This window comes from Dyella sp. RRB7, assembly GCF_022761115.1.
GTDB lineage: Bacteria > Pseudomonadota > Gammaproteobacteria > Xanthomonadales > Rhodanobacteraceae > Dyella.
The window spans coordinates 1,158,519-1,174,537 of sequence record NZ_JAKWJS010000001.1 but is presented as its reverse complement, the minus strand read 5'-3'; the positions used below and the strand labels follow the sequence as shown (position 1 = coordinate 1,174,537).

The following is a 16,019-nucleotide window of genomic DNA, read 5'->3' as shown; positions in this document are numbered from 1 at the left end:
TTGTTTCGAAGGATGAATGCGCTCTACACGCCACGGGTCGCCGGTAGGGGCCGATTCAGTGGCCGCCCTGAGGATGGGGATCCTCGCGGGCTTCAGGTTTCCACCGTCCGCACGTCGGTCCGGCGCGAGCCGGTCGTGGCGAGCTGATGTCAGTTGTCGGAGAACATCTTGGCCATCGTTTTTGAAAATTACCGGCAGGACCAGGCGGCCACCGGCCTGCCCATGCTGGTGGCTGGCCAGCCGGCGCGCACGGTTGCGTGGCGCCATGGCGAGCCGGTCAGCGCGGCGCGGTTCCTGGCGCATGTGCAGGCCATCGCCGAGCAGCTGCCGCCCGCCGCCACCGCGGTGAATCTGTGCGAGGACCGCTACGCCTTCCTGGTCGCGTTCTGCGCCATCGCGTTGCGCGGCCAGGCCAACCTGCTGCCTTCCTCGCGCGCACCGCAGGCCGTGGCCGAGGTGATGGCCGCCCATCCCGGTTGCTACGCGATGGGCGAGCTGGCGCTGGATACCCCGCATTACCGTCACCTGCCGGACCTGTTGCTCACGCCACCGGCGGCGGCCGCGGCGGCGGCATTAGTGATTCCCGCCGACCAGATCGTGGCCATCGGCTACACCTCCGGCTCCACCGGCGTGCCCAAGGGCAACCCCAAGACCTGGGCCAGCTTCCACGCCAGCAACGCCGGCAACCTGCGCATGCTGCATGCCGCAGTGGGCGCGGGCTTCCACGTGGTCGCCACGGTGCCGCCGCAGCACATGTACGGCATGGAGATGTCGGTGCTGCTGCCGCTGCTCGATGAGGTGAGCGTACACGCGGGGCGTCCGTTCTTCCCCGCCGATGTGGCTGCCGCCCTGGCCGAGGTGCCGGCACCGCGGGTGCTGGTCACCACGCCTGTACATCTGCGCGCCTTGATCGAAGCGGGCGTGTCGCTGCCGCCCATTGCCGCCATGGTCTCGGCCACGGCCCCCATGCCGGTGGAGCTGGCGCAGGCCGCCGAGGCGCGCTTTGGCGCGCCGCTGCTGGAGGTGTTCGGCTCCACCGAAACCTGCGTATTCGCCAGCCGCCGCGCGGCCGCCGACGAGCCGTGGACGCTGTACGACGACGTGCAGCTGCATCCCCAGCCCGACGGCACGCAGGTGCGCGCCCCGCAGTTGGAGCAGCCCATGGCGCTGGCCGATATCGTCACCTTGCATGACGGTGGCCGCCGCTTCCGCCTGTGCGGCCGCCACGCCGATCTGCTGGAGATTGCCGGCAAGCGTGCTTCCCTGGGCGACCTCACCCGTCGTCTGCTGGCCATTCCGGGCGTGAAGGACGGCGTGGTGTTCCAGCTCGATGGCGGCGATGCGCTGGGCGTGAACCGCCTCGCCGCGCTGGCCGTGGCGCCCGGGCTGGACGAGGCGGTCATCCTCGATGCGCTGCGCCTCGCGGTCGACCCGGTGTTCCTGCCGCGCCCGCTGAAGCTGGTCGACGCCCTGCCCCGCAACGAAACCGGCAAGCTGCCACGCGCCGCCATGCTGGCGCTGCTGGACGGCCGCCCCTCGCCAACCGCCCGCTGAAGCCGCTCCCATGCTGCGCTGCGCAATCCAGGCCCAGCCTCTACAATGACGCGCTGCGCCGGCCCCGGCGCCCTCTTCTGGTAGTGGAGCAAGCATGAAAGTCCTGGTCATCGGCAGCGGCGGGCGCGAACACGCGCTGGCCTGGAAGCTCAAGCAGTCGCCGCGCGTCAGCGAGGTGATCGTCGCTCCGGGCAATGCCGGCACCGCCCGTGAAAAGGGCGTGCGCAACGCCAACGTGGCCGTCACCGACCTGGACGGCCTGCTCAAGCTGGCCAAGGACGAGAAGATCGAGCTGACCGTGGTCGGCCCCGAAGTGCCGCTGGTGGCCGGCGTGGTCGACAAGTTCCGCGCCGCCGGCCTGCGTTGCTTCGGCCCCCGCGCCATCGCCGCGCAGTTGGAAGGTTCCAAGGCCTTCGCCAAGGACTTCCTGCATCGCCACAACATTCCCACCGCCCACTATGCGGTGTTCACCGAACTCAACCCCGCGCTGGCCTATGTGCGCAAACATGGCGCGCCGATCGTCATCAAGGCCGACGGCCTGGCCGCCGGCAAGGGCGTGGTGGTGGCGCTCACGCTTGCCGACGCCGAGCTGGCACTGCATGACATGCTGGGCGCGCACGCCTTCGGCGACGCCTCCGCCCGCGTGGTCATCGAGGAATTCCTCGACGGCGAGGAGGCCAGCTACATCGTCATGAGCGACGGCCAGCATGCCCTGCCCATGGCCAGCAGCCAGGACCACAAGCGTCGCGACGAAGGCGACCTGGGGCCCAACACCGGCGGCATGGGCGCGTATTCACCCGCGCCGGTGGTCACGCCCGAGGTGGAGCGCCGCATCCTCAAGGAAGTCATCGAGCCCACCCTGCACGGCATGGCGATGGAAGGCGCGCCCTTCATCGGCTTCCTCTACGCCGGCCTGATGATCGACAAGAGCGGTGCGCCCAAGGTCATCGAGTTCAACGTACGCTTCGGCGACCCGGAAACGCAGCCCATCATGCTGCGCCTGAAGTCCGACCTGGTCGACCTGATCGAAGCCGCGCTGGACGGCGAGCTGCATCACACCCACGTGCACTGGGACCCGCGTCCGTCGATCGGCGTGGTGATGGCCGCCGGCGGCTATCCCGGCAAGGTGCGCAACGGCGACGTCATCACCGGCCTGGACGCCGACTTCGGCCCCGACGTGAAGGTCTTCCACGCCGGCACCCAGCTCGACGCGCAGGGCCGCCCGGTCACCGCCGGCGGCCGCGTGCTCACCGTCTGTGCGCTTGGCAAGGACATCGCCGTCGCCCGCGAGCACGCCTACGCCGCCGTGGCCAAGATTCACTACGACGGCGCGTTCTGCCGTCGCGACATCGCCCACCGCGCCCTGCATCGCGGCTGACGATGTCTTACGCGCGCATGCCTAGTCCGCAGGCATCGCATTGATGGTGACGTAATACCCGTCGGGATCCCTGAGCGAGAACTCCTGGGTTTCGGTGTTGGGATTGAGGTTGGGTTCCTCCTCGAACCGCGTCACCAGGGTGCGTGCCCTGGCCACGGCCGCGTTGAAATCATCGACGCGGAAAAACAGCAGCAGACCGTTGCCGGGCGTCGCGTGAACGGGGCTCGTCAAAGAGGGATGGTCATGGCCACCCCATTCGTGCAGGCAAAGCAAGACCGTTCCATCCGAGTCGAGGATCTGCCCGAAGTAGGTATGGGCAGGTGATGTCCTGGGCAGGCCAAGCAGCGACTGGTACCAGTGGAAGCTGCCAGCAACATCGCGTACCCCGATGATCGTCCATAGGCGCTTCATGGTGGGCTCCTGGCCGGGCGTGTGCGGCGAGATCCTTTCACGGTGTAAGTGCAGCGGCAAGCCACGGCAGTCGGTCGCCGCCACAGGTGGAACGGAATGATCGCCGCCCTGGTTTCGCGCTAGGCTTGCCCGCGACCATTCGCCAAGGCCTCGCATGAGCCAGTTCAACCTGCTTGGAAGCCGCCGCTTCGCCCCGTTCTTCTGGACGCAGGCGCTGGGCGCGTTCAATGACAATGCCTTCCGCAATGCGATGGTGATGCTGGTGGCGTTCCAGATGGGGCTGGACGACAAGACGGTGTCGCTCTACACCAATCTGGCGCCGGCGTTGTTCATCATTCCCTATTTCCTGTTCTCCGCGACGGCGGGCCAGCTGGCGGAGAAGTACGAGAAGTCGCGGATCATTCGCTACGTGAAGTTGTTCGAGATCGCGGCCATGCTGATCGCGGCCATCGGCTTCTATACGCATCACACCGCGTTGTTGCTGGTGGTGTTGTTCCTGATGGGCCTGCACTCGACTACGTTCGGTCCGATCAAGTACGCCATCCTGCCGCAGGCGCTCAAGCCGCAAGAGCTGGTGGGTGGCAATGGCCTGGTGGAGATGGGCACGCAGATGGCCATGCTGATCGGCATGGTGGCGGGCAATTCGCTGATGCGCATTGCCGGCTACGGCCCGGTGGCGGCATCCGCGGCGACGATACTGGTGGCGGTCATCGGCTATCTCGCCAGCCGGCGCATTCCGGCGGCGCCGGCCACCGCGCCCGATCTGGTGTTCAACTGGAATCCGCTGACCGAGACCACGCGCGTGCTTGGCATCACGCATCAGGACCGCAAGGTGTTCAACGCGGTGCTGGGCATTTCGTGGTTCTGGTTCTTTGGCACGGTGCTGATTGCGCAGCTGCCCAACTACACGCGCCTGAACCTGGGCGGCGATGGCTCGCTCTACACGTTTGTGCTGACGCTGTTCTCGCTCGGTACCGGCGCCGGCTCGCTGCTGTGCGAGCGCATGTCTGGCCGACGTGTCGAGGTGGGCCTGGTGCCGCTGGGCGCGTTTGGGCTGACGGCGTTCGGCGTCGACCTGTACTTCGCGCATCCGGCACTGGCGACGGTGCATGGGCTGAACTGGCTGGCTTTCCTGGGCAGTGCGGGCAGCTGGCGCATCGCACTCGACCTGACCTTGATCGGTGTCTTTGCCGGTTTCTACGTGGTGCCGCTGTTTGCCTATGTGCAGGCGCGCACGCCGCGCGACCGCTTGTCGCGCGTGATCGCCGGCAACAATATCCTCAATGCGCTGCTCATCTGCCTGGCCTCGGGCTTCGGGTTGGCGCTGGGCATGCTTGGTTTCACTGCGGTGCAGATCTTCTTTGCCGCCGCCGTGCTCAACGTGGCGGTGGCGGTGTACATCTTCACCATCGTGCCCGAATTCCTGATGCGCTTTATCACCTGGGTGCTGGTGAACACGCTTTATCGCGTGCGCGTGGATGGGCTGGAGCATATTCCGGAGGAAGGCCCGGCCTTGCTGGTCTGCAACCACGTCAGCTTTATGGATCCGCTGCTGCTGATGGCCAACCTGCGCCGGCCCGCGCGCTTCGTCATGTACTACAAGATCTTCAATATCCCGGTGCTGCGGTTTGTGTTCCGCACTGCCAAGGCCATTCCCATCGCGGGCCAGAAGGAAGATCCCGTGGTGCTGCAGCATGCCTATGAGGACGTGGATGCCGCGCTCGCCGCGGGCGAGCTGGTGTGTATTTTTCCGGAGGGTGGGTTGACGCGCGACGGCGATATCGCGCCCTTCCGCCCGGGCGTGGCGCGCATTCTTGAGCATCGCCCGGTACCGGTGGTGCCACTGGCGCTGCGTGGCCTGTGGGGCAGCGTGTGGAGCCGGCGTGACTCGATGCTGCATCGGGCGCGTTTGCCGCGACGTTTCCGTGCAAGGGTGGAACTGGTGGCGGGTGCGCCGATAGCGCCAGTCGATGCAGATATCGCGAGCCTGGAGGCGCGCGTGCGGGAATTGCGCGGGGACTTTGCCTGAGGTCCTTGCACGGATTCCGCGAGCTTACGCGAAGCGTCAGCTCATCCACCCCGCCAGCACGATCACCGCCACCACGCTGAGCCACGCCAGCAACGCACGCAGCAGTGCGCCGCGCAGGCGGACCAGTTCGGCGATAGGGTCGCTGCGTTCTTCGGCATAACCGTCGCCCGCTTCGATATCCACTTCCACGTCGGCCCGCGCGGCGGCACCGAGAAAGCCCGGGCCTTCCACATACCAGCTGTTGGGCGACTGCTGCTGGTGCCATTGCTTCCAGGCGCCGATCACGGCGTCCCAGTGGCCCACCAGTGCCAGCGTGAACACCATCAGCTGCGCCGGCAGCCAGTCGGCGACGTTGGCGAAGGCATGTGCCGAGGCGCGTGCCCGCGGGTCCAGCCGCAGGCTGGGATCGCGGCCCAGGGTTTGCGCCAGGCGATACAGCAGCGCGCCGGCCGGACCCAACAGGAAGAACCACAGCACCACGCCAAAGCGACGATGCAGCGCGGCGTAGGCGGTGGCCTCGCCCAGCGCAATGGCGTTCCACGCCACGGGCTCGCCGTCATCGGAAAGCGCCTGGGCGGCGGCCTCCCGGGCGGGCTGGTCCGGTGCCTTGAGAATGGCTTCCAGGTCCGCCTCGAACGCGTGCGGGCCGAAGCAGTACAGCAACACCACCAGCGAGAAGATCAACCGCAGCAGGTCGCTGATCGGCAGCAGTCCCAACAGCCACACCAGCAGCAGGCACAGCACCACCGGCACCGCCAGCGTCACCGCCACGCGGGCCGGGCCGCTGGTGTCGCCCAGTTGCGCTACCCAGCGCCGGAATCCGCCATCGCCACGCCAATGCGCCAATTGCGGCATCACGTGCAGCAGGCCAAGTGCGATGAGCGCGGTAAGCAGGCTGACAGCCATGGACGCAGTTCTCCCTGTCGATGGCGGCATTGTAGGGCAACGTCAGTGACCGCAACTCGTTCCACCGGACCCGATGCAGGTAGTGCGCTAGCGCGTGTGCTGGGCGACCAGGGCGTCGAGGTCCAGGCCCGCCCGCTGCTGCAGCCAATGCGCCAGCAGGTGATAGGACACCGACAACGGCAATGACGGCAGGAAGCTGCCATCGGCCAGGCCGTCGACGATCTCCTGCGGCGTAAACCAGCGCGCTTCTTCCAGTTCGTGGTCGCGCAGGCGAATGGTGCGCGACACCGCGGTGGCGGTGAAGCCCACCATCAATGACTGCGGCAGCGGCCATGGCTGCGACGAGTGGTAATGCACGTCGCCCACGATGACGCCCGATTCCTCGGCCACCTCGCGGCGCACCGCGTCTTCCAGCGCCTCGCCCGGCTCCACGAAGCCGGCCAGGGTGGAATAGCGGCCCTTCGGCCAGCCGGCCTGGCGACCGAGCAGGCAGGCGCCCTCGTGTTCCACGATGACGATCACGGCGGCGTCGGTGCGCGGGAAGTGCATGCGGCCGCAGTCGTTGTTGGTGCATTGCGCGCGGTGGCCGGACGCCACCAGCACCACTGGCGCGCCGCAGCGGGCGCAGAAGCGTGTCTCGCGCTGCCAGTGCGCCAGGCCCTTGCCGTAGGCGAACAGTCCCGCTTCATCGGCGGCCAGCTGCAGGCCCACCTCGCGCAGGTTGGCGCGTCGTGCGTTGAGCAGGCTTTCCAGCTCGGCGGCCTGTTCGCTGTCGTCCAGCGCCAGCAGGAAGTGCGGTTGTTCCCCGGCGAAGCCGAGAAAGCTCGCCTTCAGCTCGCCCAGCCGTTGCTCGCGCTCGCGCGCATCCAGCCAGCGCAGCGCGTCGCGGTCCGGCTGCAGATAGGTCTGCCCCAGCGGGTCCAGCAGCAGGTAGCGGGCGCGTTCGGAGGTCGCCAGTTCGTTTACCCACATCGACTCGTCGCGTCGCTCGGCGACCCGGTCGAGGATCAGGCTCAATCCCGCGAAGGTGTTGGGTCGCGGCAAGGGGGTGCGTTCCATGCCGTGCCGAGCTCAGGTGGAAAAGGAGGAGCCGCAGCCGCAGGTGGTCTTGGCGTTGGGGTTGCGGATGACGAACTGCGAACCGCTGAGGCTTTCCGAGTAGTCGATCTCGGCGCCCGTGAGGTATTGCAGCGAGAGCGGATCGACCAGCAGCGTCACCCCTTCGCGATCGATCGCGAAGTCGTCCTCCGCCTGGGCCTCGTCAAAGGTGAACCCATACTGGAAGCCCGAGCAGCCGCCGCCCGTGATGTACACGCGCAGCTTCAGCTCCGGGTTGCCCTCCTCGACGATCAGCTCATGCACCTTGCGCGCGGCCGCCTCGGTGAAGACCAGGGGCGCGCCGGCACTGCGGTAGTCGGGGATGGTGGGAAAGGGGACGAGGGTATCCATGATGCTCAAGTTGGGGTGCAACGGCTCAGGCGCAAGGATAGCGCGATCAGGCGGGCAAGGCCTCGGCGCCTGCGAGCGTCGGTGCCGGCAGTTCCCGCGGGGCCTCGGTGGACTGGTGGCTCATCCGGCCGTTCACCTGGGCACCGGCGGCCATCTCCAGCGTGCGGTAGTGAACGTCGCCGGAAATGCGGGCTTCAGGCGCCAGCTCCAGGCGTTCACCTGCATGAATGTCGCCATGTACCTGCCCGTTGATGATGGCGTGGGGCACGCGGATCTCGCCCTGAACGACACCGTTTTCGCTCAGCGTGAACACGGCACCGCTTTCATCGGCCAGCACCAAGCCCTCGATGCGTCCATCCAGGTGCAAGGTGCCGCTGAAGCGTACGTCGCCGCGGATGACGGTGCCGCGCGCGATCAGGCTGGTGTCATGGCTGGTCGGCGTGCGTTCGCCGCGCTTACGGTTGAGCATCCTGTTCCCCTTGGGTTGGTGTGAGGTGGCCGGACAGCGCGTCGGCCCAGGCGACCGTGCGGTTGACCGCATCATCTCCCGCCGGCTGGGCCGTGATCTGCAGCCGGGTGGGCCGAAAGTCGGCCGGCAGCACGATGGTGGCGTGCAGCTGCTGGAAGTATTTGAACTTGAAAGGTATGCCGTCGCCTTGCGAGGTGTCGCCCAGGGCTTTCCAGTCGAGCTGGACCACCTTGTCGCCGCGCAGTCCTTCCACGCCCACGGTCGCGATACCGGTCACGTCATCACCGCGCTTGGCGTTCTGGGTCAGGCTCAGGGTGAGGTTCCACGCATGCGAATCGGCCACTGGCTGCAGGCGCACTTCCTGCACCTTGAGGCCTTCGCGCTGGGCATCGCCGCCGGTCAGGCGGGAATAGAAGCCCAGGTCCGCGCGCAAGCCGCTGATCTCTTCCTCGCGCTCGGCCAGGGTCTGGCGCAGCGAGCGGGTGGCGATGTCGGACACCTGCTCGCCGCGCTGCAAGTTGGCGACCTGTTGCTGAAGTTCGTCGTTCTGCTGGGCAAGTGCAGCGATCTGGCGTTTTTCCACGGCGGCCGGGGTGGCGCGGCGCACCAGTCCGCCAACCACCAGGGCGGTCACCACCAGGCTGAGCAGCCAGGCGGCGCCCAGCCACAGCGCACGACGTCGCTGACCGGCCGCGTCATGCGTCCGGACCACGAAGCGCGGTGGTGGGCGTGATGCCATGCGCGGCGTTCCCAGGGAAAACCAAGGTATAGCCGCGCCGTGGCGAAAGCGTCAAGGAACGACGCCTCAGCTTTGTCGCCATGCAGGTTGGGGCTGCGGAACGGCCCCCAATGGCTCAGCTGTCGAGCTTCGCCTGCAGATAACGCTCGATGCTGATGTCCTTGATGATGCTGAGCTGTGTTTCCAGCCAGTCGATATGTTCCTCCTCGTCGTGGAGGATGTTCTTGAACAGATCGCGGCTGACGTAGTCGGCGATGCCTTCGCTATAGGCAATGGCCTCGCGCAGGTCCTTCACGGCGGCCATCTCCAGGTGCAGATCGCCCTGCAGGCATTCCAGCGGATTCTCGCCGATGCGCAGCTTGCCCAGGTGCTGCAGGTTGGGCAGGCCATCGAGGAACAGGATGCGCTCGATCAGATGATCGGCGTGCTTCATCTCCTCGATCGACTCCTTGTACTCGTGCTCGGCCAGTTCCTGGTAACCCCAGTCCTTGTACATCCGGTAATGCAGGAAGTACTGGTTGATGGCAGTCAATTCGTTGTAGAGCACCTTGTTGAGGAACTCGATGACCTTGGCGTCGCCCTTCATAAGAAGTCTCCTTGCGGTTACAGAACGCGACTATACGGCGTCCTTCAGGCGGGCGACGAAACGAGAATGACTAAGGGTGGCACATGCAAGAACGCGCAGCCTGGGCTGCGCGTTTTCCGGGGCTACCTCGTGGCTGCCGTGCGACTCAGGCGATGGCGGCGATCGGTAGTGCCAGCCTGACCTGCTGCACGGCCTTGTCGAGCGTGGCGCGCGCTTCCTGCTCACAGCAGCCGCAACAGTCGGAGCAGCCGGTGCGTGCCTGCAGGTCGTTGAAATGATGAACGCCATCGGCCGCGGCGCGGCGGATGTCGCTATCGGTAACGGCGTTGCACATGCAGATATACATGGGTGCGTATGGGAACGCAAATGCGAATGATTGTCAACCAGTACGCCGGAAGGACAGGCAGCCCTTGATGGCCCGTTCAGGCGGCGGCCCGACCCTTGCGGGGGCTGTCACCGGCGTCGCGCCCGTTGCGCTGGGGCAGCTCGCCCAGTTGAAGGCTCAGCAGGGACTCCACCAGCGGCGCGAACTGGCGCAGGGCGCGTTCGTAGACCTGGCGCTTGAAATTGACCACATGCGAGGCCGGGTACCAGAAATCCACCCAGCGCCAGATATCGAATTCGGGCTTGTCGCAGGCATCGAGCTTCAGCGCTTCCTCGCCGCCCACCAGCCGCAGCAGGAACCACACCTGCTTCTGGCCGATGCAGGTCGGTCGCTGGTGATGCCTTACATAGCGGCTGGGCAGGCGATAGCGCAGCCAGCCGCGGGTGGCGCCGATCACCTCGACGTGATGCGGGGCCAGGCCGGTTTCCTCTTCCAGCTCGCGGTACATCGCCTCCAGCGGCGTCTCGTCGCTGCGCATGCCGCCCTGGGGGAACTGCCAGCCGTCACGATTGACGCGGCGCGCCCAGAACAGTCGGCCGTCTGCATTCAGCAGCACGATGCCCACATTCGGACGGTAGCCATCGACGTCGATCATGTTGCCTCCTTGGGTCGGCCCGCACGACGAAGAATCGCCCGTCGCGGAAGCCGTTGCCCGCGCAACGATTCAACCATGCGGGTGAGGCTGGGGCAAGCCAAACACTTGAACCAAAGGGCGTAGACGACTAAACTGCCGCGCCCCGCCTGATCGACACCACGTCGACGCCTGTGGCGGGCGGCACCCAAGGCTATGTAGCTCAGCCGGTTAGAGCACAGCACTCATAATGCTGGGGTCGGTGGTTCGAGTCCACCCATAGCCACCATCTGCTTGCACGGCAGATTTCCCTGGGATATGCCCTGGGCATCTCTTCGATTTGTGGCCAGATAGATGCCGTTGCTCAGCAGCGGGCATCGTCCGGGTGTGCCTCTTACGGTGGTTCGCCGGTTGCCGTGACGGCGGCTGGCGCGGCTTGCCCTGCCAGTGGCCCGATCGGCAGCGGGCTATGTCCCAGGCCGCCGCGCTTCAGCAACAGGCAGGGGCGCTCGATCGCGATCCAGGACAGCAGGGCCATCAGCAGGGTTGCCGCAAAGGTGAAGGCCAGCGAGATGGGCTGGCTCTTCAGGCCAACGTAGAGAAGCACGTTGATGCAGGGCATGTGGTAGATGTAGATGCCATAGGAGATGTCCTGCCTGTGCAGCAGCCGGTCCGCCAGGGTGGGCCATGTATAGGCCAGCGAGAACACACAGGCGGCCAGCAGGACATAGAGGGCCGGGTGGATATCGTTCGAGGCTCCCCAGCCGAGATAGCGAGTGGCCAGCAAGCTCGCCACCACGTAGCTCGCACACACGTAGATGGCCCGCCCTGACAGCCATTGATGCAGCCAGTGGAAATGGCGCTGCGCCAATACGCCCACCAGGAACATGTAATACCAGGGCAGGAACGTCACGCCGAGCAGCTTGAGGGCCATGCCGGGGTGGTTCTCCGGATCGGCGTGCCAGTACGCCAGGTTGGGCGCCAGCAAGGCAAGGCTCAGCAGCAGCAAGGGCAGTGTGCCGCGCCGATGCCTGAGTCCGAATAGTGCATAGACCAGCGGCGTCACCAGATAGAACTGCAGTTCGACGGTGATCGTCCACAGGCTGCCGTTGAGTACGCCCACGCCGAAGGCACGCATGAAATCTGGGTTGTAGAACTGCACGACGGTCATTTGCGCCAGCATCCACACGGCCACATCGCGCAGGGAGACGCCCGCGCGCGGCAGGTAATCCAGCGCGAAGACCGCGCCGACGCTCACCAGGGTGCAGATCACCAGGGCGGGATAGATGCGCAGCACGCGGTTTCGCGCATAGTCGAGCACGCTGGGGCTGCTCTCATACGATTTGCTGATCAGAAAGCCGCTGACGAAGAAGAAGATCGGCACGCCCGGAAAGAACCGTATGAGCTGGGCGATCAGGCCGACCAGTCCCGAGTGGCGATCCAGGCCCAGGTGATCGATGGCGTGATGGGCCACCACCTGGACGGCGGCGAGCAGCCGGATCAAGTCAAAGTTGTTTGTCTTGATGGGCGCTTTCATGTCGTAGCCGTGGACGATGACGCCGCTTGCGCGTTGTCGTTCGACGCTAGCACGGGTGGATGGGTGCTTCGCCTGGCCGTCCGGAGGGGGCCATAAGCACTACGACCACACCATCGGGGCGACCCATCAAGGGAGCCTGCCGGTGCCTTGCCGGGCCAGGCGGTAGAATGGCGCCATGCATATCTTCAAAGTCTTTCATATCGAGGCGGCTCACCGCCTGCCCAACGTGCCGCCTGGCCACAAGTGCGCGCGGCTGCATGGTCATTCCTTCCGCATCGAGATCCACGTCGCCGGCGAGCCCGACCCGGCCCTGGGTTGGGTGATGGATTTCGCCGACGTGAAGTCGGCGTTCGCGCCGCTGTTCGACCAGTTGGACCATCACTACCTGAACGACATCGAGGGATTGGAGAACCCGACCAGCGAGATGCTGGCGCGCTGGATCTTCCGTCGCCTGCAGCCGCAGTTGCCGGGCCTGGACAAGGTGGTGGTGCACGAGACCTGTACCTCCGGTGCCAGTTGTAGCCGCGACAGTTTTTGATGCGTCGCAAAATTTCATGGCGATGTCTTAAGGCAATGCAATTGTTGAATTTTTTGTGACATTGGCGGTCGTTCAGCAAAAATATATTGCACTGCACCAAATGGCTTGATAAGGTGTAGCTCACACCCAAACCTCCCGCCGAGGGATCAAGTCATGACGCAGCAACTCAACACCCAGGTTTTTGCCTACGCCAAGCAGCTGGCCGACAGCGCCTTCAAGGCTCAGTCCGTCGCGCTGAAGGGTCTGGAAAAGGTCGCCGAGCTGCAGATCAAGGCGCTCGAGAAGCAGGCCGAAGCCGCTGCTGAGTTCATCAGCGAAGCCTTCGAAACCCGCGATATCGATGGTCTGCGCGCGCTATGGGAAAAGGGCGCCGCCGCTAGCCGCGAGAACGCCGAGCGCGCCGTGGCCGTGACACAGGAAATCATTGCCGTGACCCAGAAGACGGCCGAGTCGCTCAGCGCGCTCGCGCAGGAACAGCAGCAGGCTGCCAATGACGCGGTTGCCGCGCCGGTGGCCGCCGTCAAGAAGGCCGCCGCTGCCGCGGGCAAGTAATCACGTTTTATCGACGCAGCGCCTCTTCCCCCCAGTTGCGTCCAAGGGCCGGACCTATGTCCGGCCCTTTTTCTTGCGTGTATGCAAGCGCGCCGAATGTGAACGAATAGGCTTCAGACAAGATGCCGCAGCAAGTGCGGCTTGTCGCTATAAATGCCCCGCTGATATACTTTTTGGGATTGGACCGTGGCCCGTAGCTGGTTCGGTGCCGCCTAGAGCGAAACCGCGCGGGAACCTCGAGTGCTCAACAGTCTTGCTTCCGGTCGTCGTCTGGCGCTGCGCATTATTTTGCTGCAGCTCGCCGTCGCGGTGATCGCAGGCCTCGCCTTCCTGACGCAGGGGCGCCGCGATGCACTGGCGGCCGCTGCGGGCGCCGCAACCGTGGCGCTGGGTACCTCGCTTCTGGCGTGGCGTACCTTCGCCGGTTTGGGTGGTGGCGGCATGACGATGGGACGCCTGCTGGCGGGCATGGTCTTGAAGTGGATTGCGATCCTAGGGGGATTGGTCGCGATCCTGGGTCAATGGAAACTGCCGCCGCTAGCCGCCATCACGGGGCTGGTGGCTGCTTACGCAATAAATCTGCTGGCGTTCAGATTCAAGGGCTAACACATGGCAAGCGAGCCGCAGGGCGGACTAACCGAATACATCCAGCATCACCTTCACCACAACACGGTGAGCCTGGGTGATGGTGCGTTCATGAAGATCCACCTCGATTCGCTGGTGGTGTCCTTCGTGCTGGGTGCGCTGTTCTGCCTGTGGTTCTGGCTGAAGGCCCGCAAGGCCACCTCGGGCGTGCCGTCCAAGGGCCAGGCCTTCGTCGAGATCATCGTCGAGTTCGTCGATACCCAGGTGAAGGACACCTTCCACGGCGATCGCCGCACGGTGACCCCGCTGGCGCTGTCGATCTTCATGTGGGTGACCTTCCTCAACGCGATGGACCTGCTGCCGCTCGATGCTCCGGGCTGGGGCGTGAAAACCTTGGCGGGCGCAGAAACCGCTCATCACACGTTCTTCCGCTGGGTTCCCACCGCCGACATCAACACCACCATGGGCCTGGCCCTGGCCGTGTTCTTCATCGTGCTTGCGCACGGCATGAAGGCCAAGGGTGTGGGTGGTTTCGGCTGGGAGCTGCTCACGGCGCCATTTCATGCGGACAACACGGTCGTCAAGATCATCCTGATGCCGTTCAACCTCGCGCTCAACGTCATCGAATACCTGTCTAAGCCAGTATCGCTCGCCATGCGACTGTTCGGCAACATGTACGGTGGCGAGCTGGTGTTCATGCTGATCGCGGGCCTGTTCGCGGGTTGGCTGAGCTTCCTGCCGGGTGTGATCTTCAACACCGCATGGGGCATCTTCCACATCCTGATCATCCTGCTGCAGGCGTTCATCTTCATGATGCTGACCATCGTGTACATCGCCACGGCGCGTGAGCATCACTGACGTTTTGTTCCACCCGGTTTCGCTTTAATCCGTTTCGCTTTAACCACCACTCTTTAGAAAGATTCATCAGGAGATTTCCATGAACCTCGCCGAACTCATTTCCCATGTTCAGGGCCTCACCGCGATCGCCGTGGGCATCATCATCGGCCTCGGCGCGCTCGGCGCTTGCTTGGGTATCGCCATCATGGGTTCCAAGTTCCTTGAGTCCGCTGCCCGTCAGCCGGAGCTGGTGCCGCTGCTGCAGGGCCGCATGTTCCTGCTCGCCGGCCTGATCGATGCCGCCTTCATTATCGGCCTGGCCGTGGCGCTGCTGTTCGCGTTCTCGAACCCGCTGACCTCCCAGGTCATCGCCAACTTCGGCCATTAATCGGTCCGAAGGGGATCGCCGCGGCCTGAAAACGCCGCGGCGATCGGCGGTTTAACGCGTTACCGGAGTTAATTGGAAAGCTCATGGATATCAATCTGACTTTCCTGGGCCAGATGGTTTCTTTCGCCATCCTGGTCTGGTTCACCACCAAGTTCATCTGGCCGCAGCTCAATCACGCGATTGAAGAGCGCCAGAAGAAGGTTGCCGATGGTCTGGCTGCCGCCGAGAAGGCGCGCGCCGAACTCAAGGACGCCGACGCCAAGGTGGCCGTCGAGATCAAGCAGGCTCGCCAGCAGGCCAACGAGATCATCGAGCGTGCGCAGCAGCAGGCCAACCAGATCGTGGACAAGGCTCGCGCCGAAGCCACCACCGAGGCCAATCGCCTGAAGGCTGCCGCCGCCGACGAGATCGTCAGCATGCAGCAGCGCGCTCGCGAAGAGCTGCGTGGCTGGGTGGGCCGGCTGGCTATCCAGGGTGCCGAGAAGATCGTGCAGCGCGAAATCGATGCGTCGGCCCACAAGGCCATGCTCGACCAGCTCGTGGCCGAGATCTAAGTCATGGCTCAGGCAATCACCCTCGCCCGCCCCTATGCGCGTGCTGCCTTCGAGCTGGCCCATGAGGCCGGCTCGCTTGGCGCATGGTCGCAGGCGCTGGCCTTTGCCGCGGAAGTGGCAAAGGACCCGCGCGTGGCCGGCTTCGGCAACGATCCGCGCGTGCAGCCGCAACAGCTGGTCGCACTGCACCTGCCGCAGGGCATGGCTGCCGATGCGCCGTTCGCCCGGTTCCTGGGCGAGCTGGCCGAACATCGCCGCCTGGCGCTGCTGCCGGAAGTCGCCGAGCTGTTCGAGCAGTACAAGCGTGAATCGGAGTCGCAGCTGCTGGTCAAGGTGACCAGCGCGTTCGCACTGGATGCCGCGCAGGCCGAACAGCTCAAGGCGTCGCTGAAGCGTCGCTTCAAGCGCGAGATCGAGCTGGAGACCAGTGTTGACGCTACGCTGCTTGGCGGGGTGGTGATCGACACCGGTAGCGAAGTGATCGATGGCTCTGCCCGTGGACGTCTGGCGCGCTTGTCCAGCGCGCTGGTCTAGGTTTCACGCGACTTCCT

General features: G+C 65.1%; 20 protein-coding genes and 1 tRNA gene. 11 read left to right on the top strand and 10 right to left on the bottom strand.

Features of this window, described 5'->3' with window-relative positions; all coding sequences use genetic code 11:
* The first annotated feature begins 168 nt into the window (after positions 1 to 168).
* Entirely contained in the window at positions 169 to 1,554 is a 1,386-nt protein-coding gene (locus MJ606_RS05290; protein WP_279236621.1) for an AMP-binding protein, read from the top strand.
* A 94-nt stretch (positions 1,555 to 1,648) separates the two neighbouring features.
* Positions 1,649 to 2,932, top strand: a complete 1,284-nt coding sequence (gene purD, locus MJ606_RS05285) for a phosphoribosylamine--glycine ligase (RefSeq protein ID WP_243048344.1) — start codon at positions 1,649 to 1,651, stop codon at positions 2,930 to 2,932.
* Positions 2,933 to 2,953: 21 nt separating this feature from the next.
* Here the strand turns inward: purD and MJ606_RS05280 are convergent, their stop codons facing one another.
* Entirely contained in the window at positions 2,954 to 3,343 is a 390-nt protein-coding gene (locus MJ606_RS05280; protein ID WP_243048343.1) for a VOC family protein, read from the bottom strand.
* Between the two features lie 154 nt (positions 3,344 to 3,497).
* Here MJ606_RS05280 and MJ606_RS05275 point away from each other — a divergent pair, with 154 nt between their 5' ends.
* Positions 3,498 to 5,372 (top strand): MFS transporter, encoded by a 1,875-nt coding sequence (locus MJ606_RS05275; protein WP_243048342.1) that lies wholly within the window; start codon positions 3,498 to 3,500, stop codon positions 5,370 to 5,372.
* A 36-nt stretch (positions 5,373 to 5,408) separates the two neighbouring features.
* Here MJ606_RS05275 and ampE read toward each other — a convergent pair whose 3' ends face one another.
* From ampE to MJ606_RS05235, 8 genes are all read right to left on the bottom strand, one after another.
* The gene (gene ampE, locus MJ606_RS05270; RefSeq protein ID WP_243048341.1) at positions 5,409 to 6,278 is read right to left on the bottom strand and encodes a regulatory signaling modulator protein AmpE; all 870 of its coding nucleotides are present in this window, start codon (positions 6,276 to 6,278) and stop codon (positions 5,409 to 5,411) included.
* Between the two features lie 87 nt (positions 6,279 to 6,365).
* On the bottom strand, positions 6,366 to 7,337 hold the full coding sequence (gene nudC, locus MJ606_RS05265; RefSeq protein ID WP_243048340.1) for an NAD(+) diphosphatase: 972 nt from the start codon (positions 7,335 to 7,337) through the stop codon (positions 6,366 to 6,368).
* 12 nt (positions 7,338 to 7,349) lie between these two features.
* Positions 7,350 to 7,727 carry an iron-sulfur cluster insertion protein ErpA gene (gene erpA / locus MJ606_RS05260; RefSeq protein WP_243048339.1) on the bottom strand — a complete coding sequence of 126 codons (378 nt, stop codon included), beginning with the start codon at positions 7,725 to 7,727 and terminating at the stop codon, positions 7,350 to 7,352.
* Between the two features lie 46 nt (positions 7,728 to 7,773).
* Positions 7,774 to 8,196 (bottom strand): polymer-forming cytoskeletal protein, encoded by a 423-nt coding sequence (locus MJ606_RS05255; RefSeq protein WP_243048338.1) that lies wholly within the window; start codon positions 8,194 to 8,196, stop codon positions 7,774 to 7,776.
* Positions 8,183 to 8,935 carry a DUF6776 family protein gene (locus MJ606_RS05250; RefSeq protein ID WP_243048337.1) on the bottom strand — a complete coding sequence of 251 codons (753 nt, stop codon included), beginning with the start codon at positions 8,933 to 8,935 and terminating at the stop codon, positions 8,183 to 8,185. Before MJ606_RS05250 ends, MJ606_RS05255 begins: the two co-directional genes overlap by 14 nt.
* A gap of 115 nt (positions 8,936 to 9,050) precedes the next feature.
* The gene (gene bfr, locus MJ606_RS05245) at positions 9,051 to 9,521 is read right to left on the bottom strand and encodes a bacterioferritin (protein WP_243048336.1); all 471 of its coding nucleotides are present in this window, start codon (positions 9,519 to 9,521) and stop codon (positions 9,051 to 9,053) included.
* Between the two features lie 145 nt (positions 9,522 to 9,666).
* Positions 9,667 to 9,867 carry a (2Fe-2S)-binding protein gene (locus MJ606_RS05240; RefSeq protein WP_243048335.1) on the bottom strand — a complete coding sequence of 67 codons (201 nt, stop codon included), beginning with the start codon at positions 9,865 to 9,867 and terminating at the stop codon, positions 9,667 to 9,669.
* 76 nt (positions 9,868 to 9,943) lie between these two features.
* The gene (locus MJ606_RS05235; RefSeq protein WP_243048334.1) at positions 9,944 to 10,501 is read right to left on the bottom strand and encodes an RNA pyrophosphohydrolase; all 558 of its coding nucleotides are present in this window, start codon (positions 10,499 to 10,501) and stop codon (positions 9,944 to 9,946) included.
* Positions 10,502 to 10,689: 188 nt separating this feature from the next.
* On the opposite strand from MJ606_RS05235, the gene MJ606_RS05230 reads away from it, so the two are divergent.
* A tRNA-Met gene (locus MJ606_RS05230) sits at positions 10,690 to 10,766 on the top strand.
* Between the two features lie 105 nt (positions 10,767 to 10,871).
* Here MJ606_RS05230 and MJ606_RS05225 read toward each other — a convergent pair.
* Positions 10,872 to 12,014 (bottom strand): acyltransferase, encoded by a 1,143-nt coding sequence (locus MJ606_RS05225; protein ID WP_243048333.1) that lies wholly within the window; start codon positions 12,012 to 12,014, stop codon positions 10,872 to 10,874.
* 175 nt (positions 12,015 to 12,189) lie between these two features.
* On the opposite strand from MJ606_RS05225, the gene queD reads away from it, so the two are divergent.
* From queD to MJ606_RS05190, 7 genes are all read left to right on the top strand, one after another.
* Positions 12,190 to 12,552 (top strand): 6-carboxytetrahydropterin synthase QueD, encoded by a 363-nt coding sequence (gene queD / locus MJ606_RS05220; RefSeq protein WP_243048332.1) that lies wholly within the window; start codon positions 12,190 to 12,192, stop codon positions 12,550 to 12,552.
* A 153-nt stretch (positions 12,553 to 12,705) separates the two neighbouring features.
* Positions 12,706 to 13,104 carry a phasin family protein gene (locus tag MJ606_RS05215; RefSeq protein WP_243048331.1) on the top strand — a complete coding sequence of 133 codons (399 nt, stop codon included), beginning with the start codon at positions 12,706 to 12,708 and terminating at the stop codon, positions 13,102 to 13,104.
* Positions 13,105 to 13,344: 240 nt separating this feature from the next.
* A complete protein-coding gene (locus MJ606_RS05210) occupies positions 13,345 to 13,710 on the top strand; it encodes a hypothetical protein (protein ID WP_243048330.1) in 366 nt (121 codons plus the stop codon).
* A 3-nt stretch (positions 13,711 to 13,713) separates the two neighbouring features.
* Positions 13,714 to 14,547 (top strand): F0F1 ATP synthase subunit A, encoded by an 834-nt coding sequence (gene atpB / locus MJ606_RS05205; protein WP_243048329.1) that lies wholly within the window; start codon positions 13,714 to 13,716, stop codon positions 14,545 to 14,547.
* A 79-nt stretch (positions 14,548 to 14,626) separates the two neighbouring features.
* Positions 14,627 to 14,914: a F0F1 ATP synthase subunit C gene (gene atpE, locus MJ606_RS05200; RefSeq protein WP_243048328.1), complete on the top strand. Its 288-nt coding sequence runs from the start codon at positions 14,627 to 14,629 to the stop codon at positions 14,912 to 14,914.
* Between the two features lie 83 nt (positions 14,915 to 14,997).
* On the top strand, positions 14,998 to 15,468 hold the full coding sequence (locus MJ606_RS05195; protein WP_243048327.1) for a F0F1 ATP synthase subunit B: 471 nt from the start codon (positions 14,998 to 15,000) through the stop codon (positions 15,466 to 15,468).
* Positions 15,469 to 15,471: 3 nt separating this feature from the next.
* Positions 15,472 to 16,002: a F0F1 ATP synthase subunit delta gene (locus tag MJ606_RS05190; protein ID WP_243048326.1), complete on the top strand. Its 531-nt coding sequence runs from the start codon at positions 15,472 to 15,474 to the stop codon at positions 16,000 to 16,002.
* Positions 16,003 to 16,019: the final 17 nt, after the last annotated feature.

Coding starts and splice junctions, on each gene's coding strand:
- purD (WP_243048344.1), top strand. CDS start 1,649: ATGAAAGTCCTGGTCATCGGCAGCGGCGGGCGCGAACACGCGCTGGCC.
- MJ606_RS05280 (WP_243048343.1), bottom strand. CDS start 3,343: ATGAAGCGCCTATGGACGATCATCGGGGTACGCGATGTTGCTGGCAGC.
- MJ606_RS05275 (WP_243048342.1), top strand. CDS start 3,498: ATGAGCCAGTTCAACCTGCTTGGAAGCCGCCGCTTCGCCCCGTTCTTC.
- ampE (WP_243048341.1), bottom strand. CDS start 6,278: ATGGCTGTCAGCCTGCTTACCGCGCTCATCGCACTTGGCCTGCTGCAC.
- nudC (WP_243048340.1), bottom strand. CDS start 7,337: ATGGAACGCACCCCCTTGCCGCGACCCAACACCTTCGCGGGATTGAGC.
- erpA (WP_243048339.1), bottom strand. CDS start 7,727: ATGGATACCCTCGTCCCCTTTCCCACCATCCCCGACTACCGCAGTGCC.
- MJ606_RS05255 (WP_243048338.1), bottom strand. CDS start 8,196: ATGCTCAACCGTAAGCGCGGCGAACGCACGCCGACCAGCCATGACACC.
- MJ606_RS05250 (WP_243048337.1), bottom strand. CDS start 8,935: ATGGCATCACGCCCACCACCGCGCTTCGTGGTCCGGACGCATGACGCG.
- bfr (WP_243048336.1), bottom strand. CDS start 9,521: ATGAAGGGCGACGCCAAGGTCATCGAGTTCCTCAACAAGGTGCTCTAC.
- MJ606_RS05240 (WP_243048335.1), bottom strand. CDS start 9,867: ATGTATATCTGCATGTGCAACGCCGTTACCGATAGCGACATCCGCCGC.
- MJ606_RS05235 (WP_243048334.1), bottom strand. CDS start 10,501: ATGATCGACGTCGATGGCTACCGTCCGAATGTGGGCATCGTGCTGCTG.
- MJ606_RS05225 (WP_243048333.1), bottom strand. CDS start 12,014: ATGAAAGCGCCCATCAAGACAAACAACTTTGACTTGATCCGGCTGCTC.
- queD (WP_243048332.1), top strand. CDS start 12,190: ATGCATATCTTCAAAGTCTTTCATATCGAGGCGGCTCACCGCCTGCCC.
- MJ606_RS05215 (WP_243048331.1), top strand. CDS start 12,706: ATGACGCAGCAACTCAACACCCAGGTTTTTGCCTACGCCAAGCAGCTG.
- atpB (WP_243048329.1), top strand. CDS start 13,714: ATGGCAAGCGAGCCGCAGGGCGGACTAACCGAATACATCCAGCATCAC.
- atpE (WP_243048328.1), top strand. CDS start 14,627: ATGAACCTCGCCGAACTCATTTCCCATGTTCAGGGCCTCACCGCGATC.
- MJ606_RS05195 (WP_243048327.1), top strand. CDS start 14,998: ATGGATATCAATCTGACTTTCCTGGGCCAGATGGTTTCTTTCGCCATC.
- MJ606_RS05190 (WP_243048326.1), top strand. CDS start 15,472: ATGGCTCAGGCAATCACCCTCGCCCGCCCCTATGCGCGTGCTGCCTTC.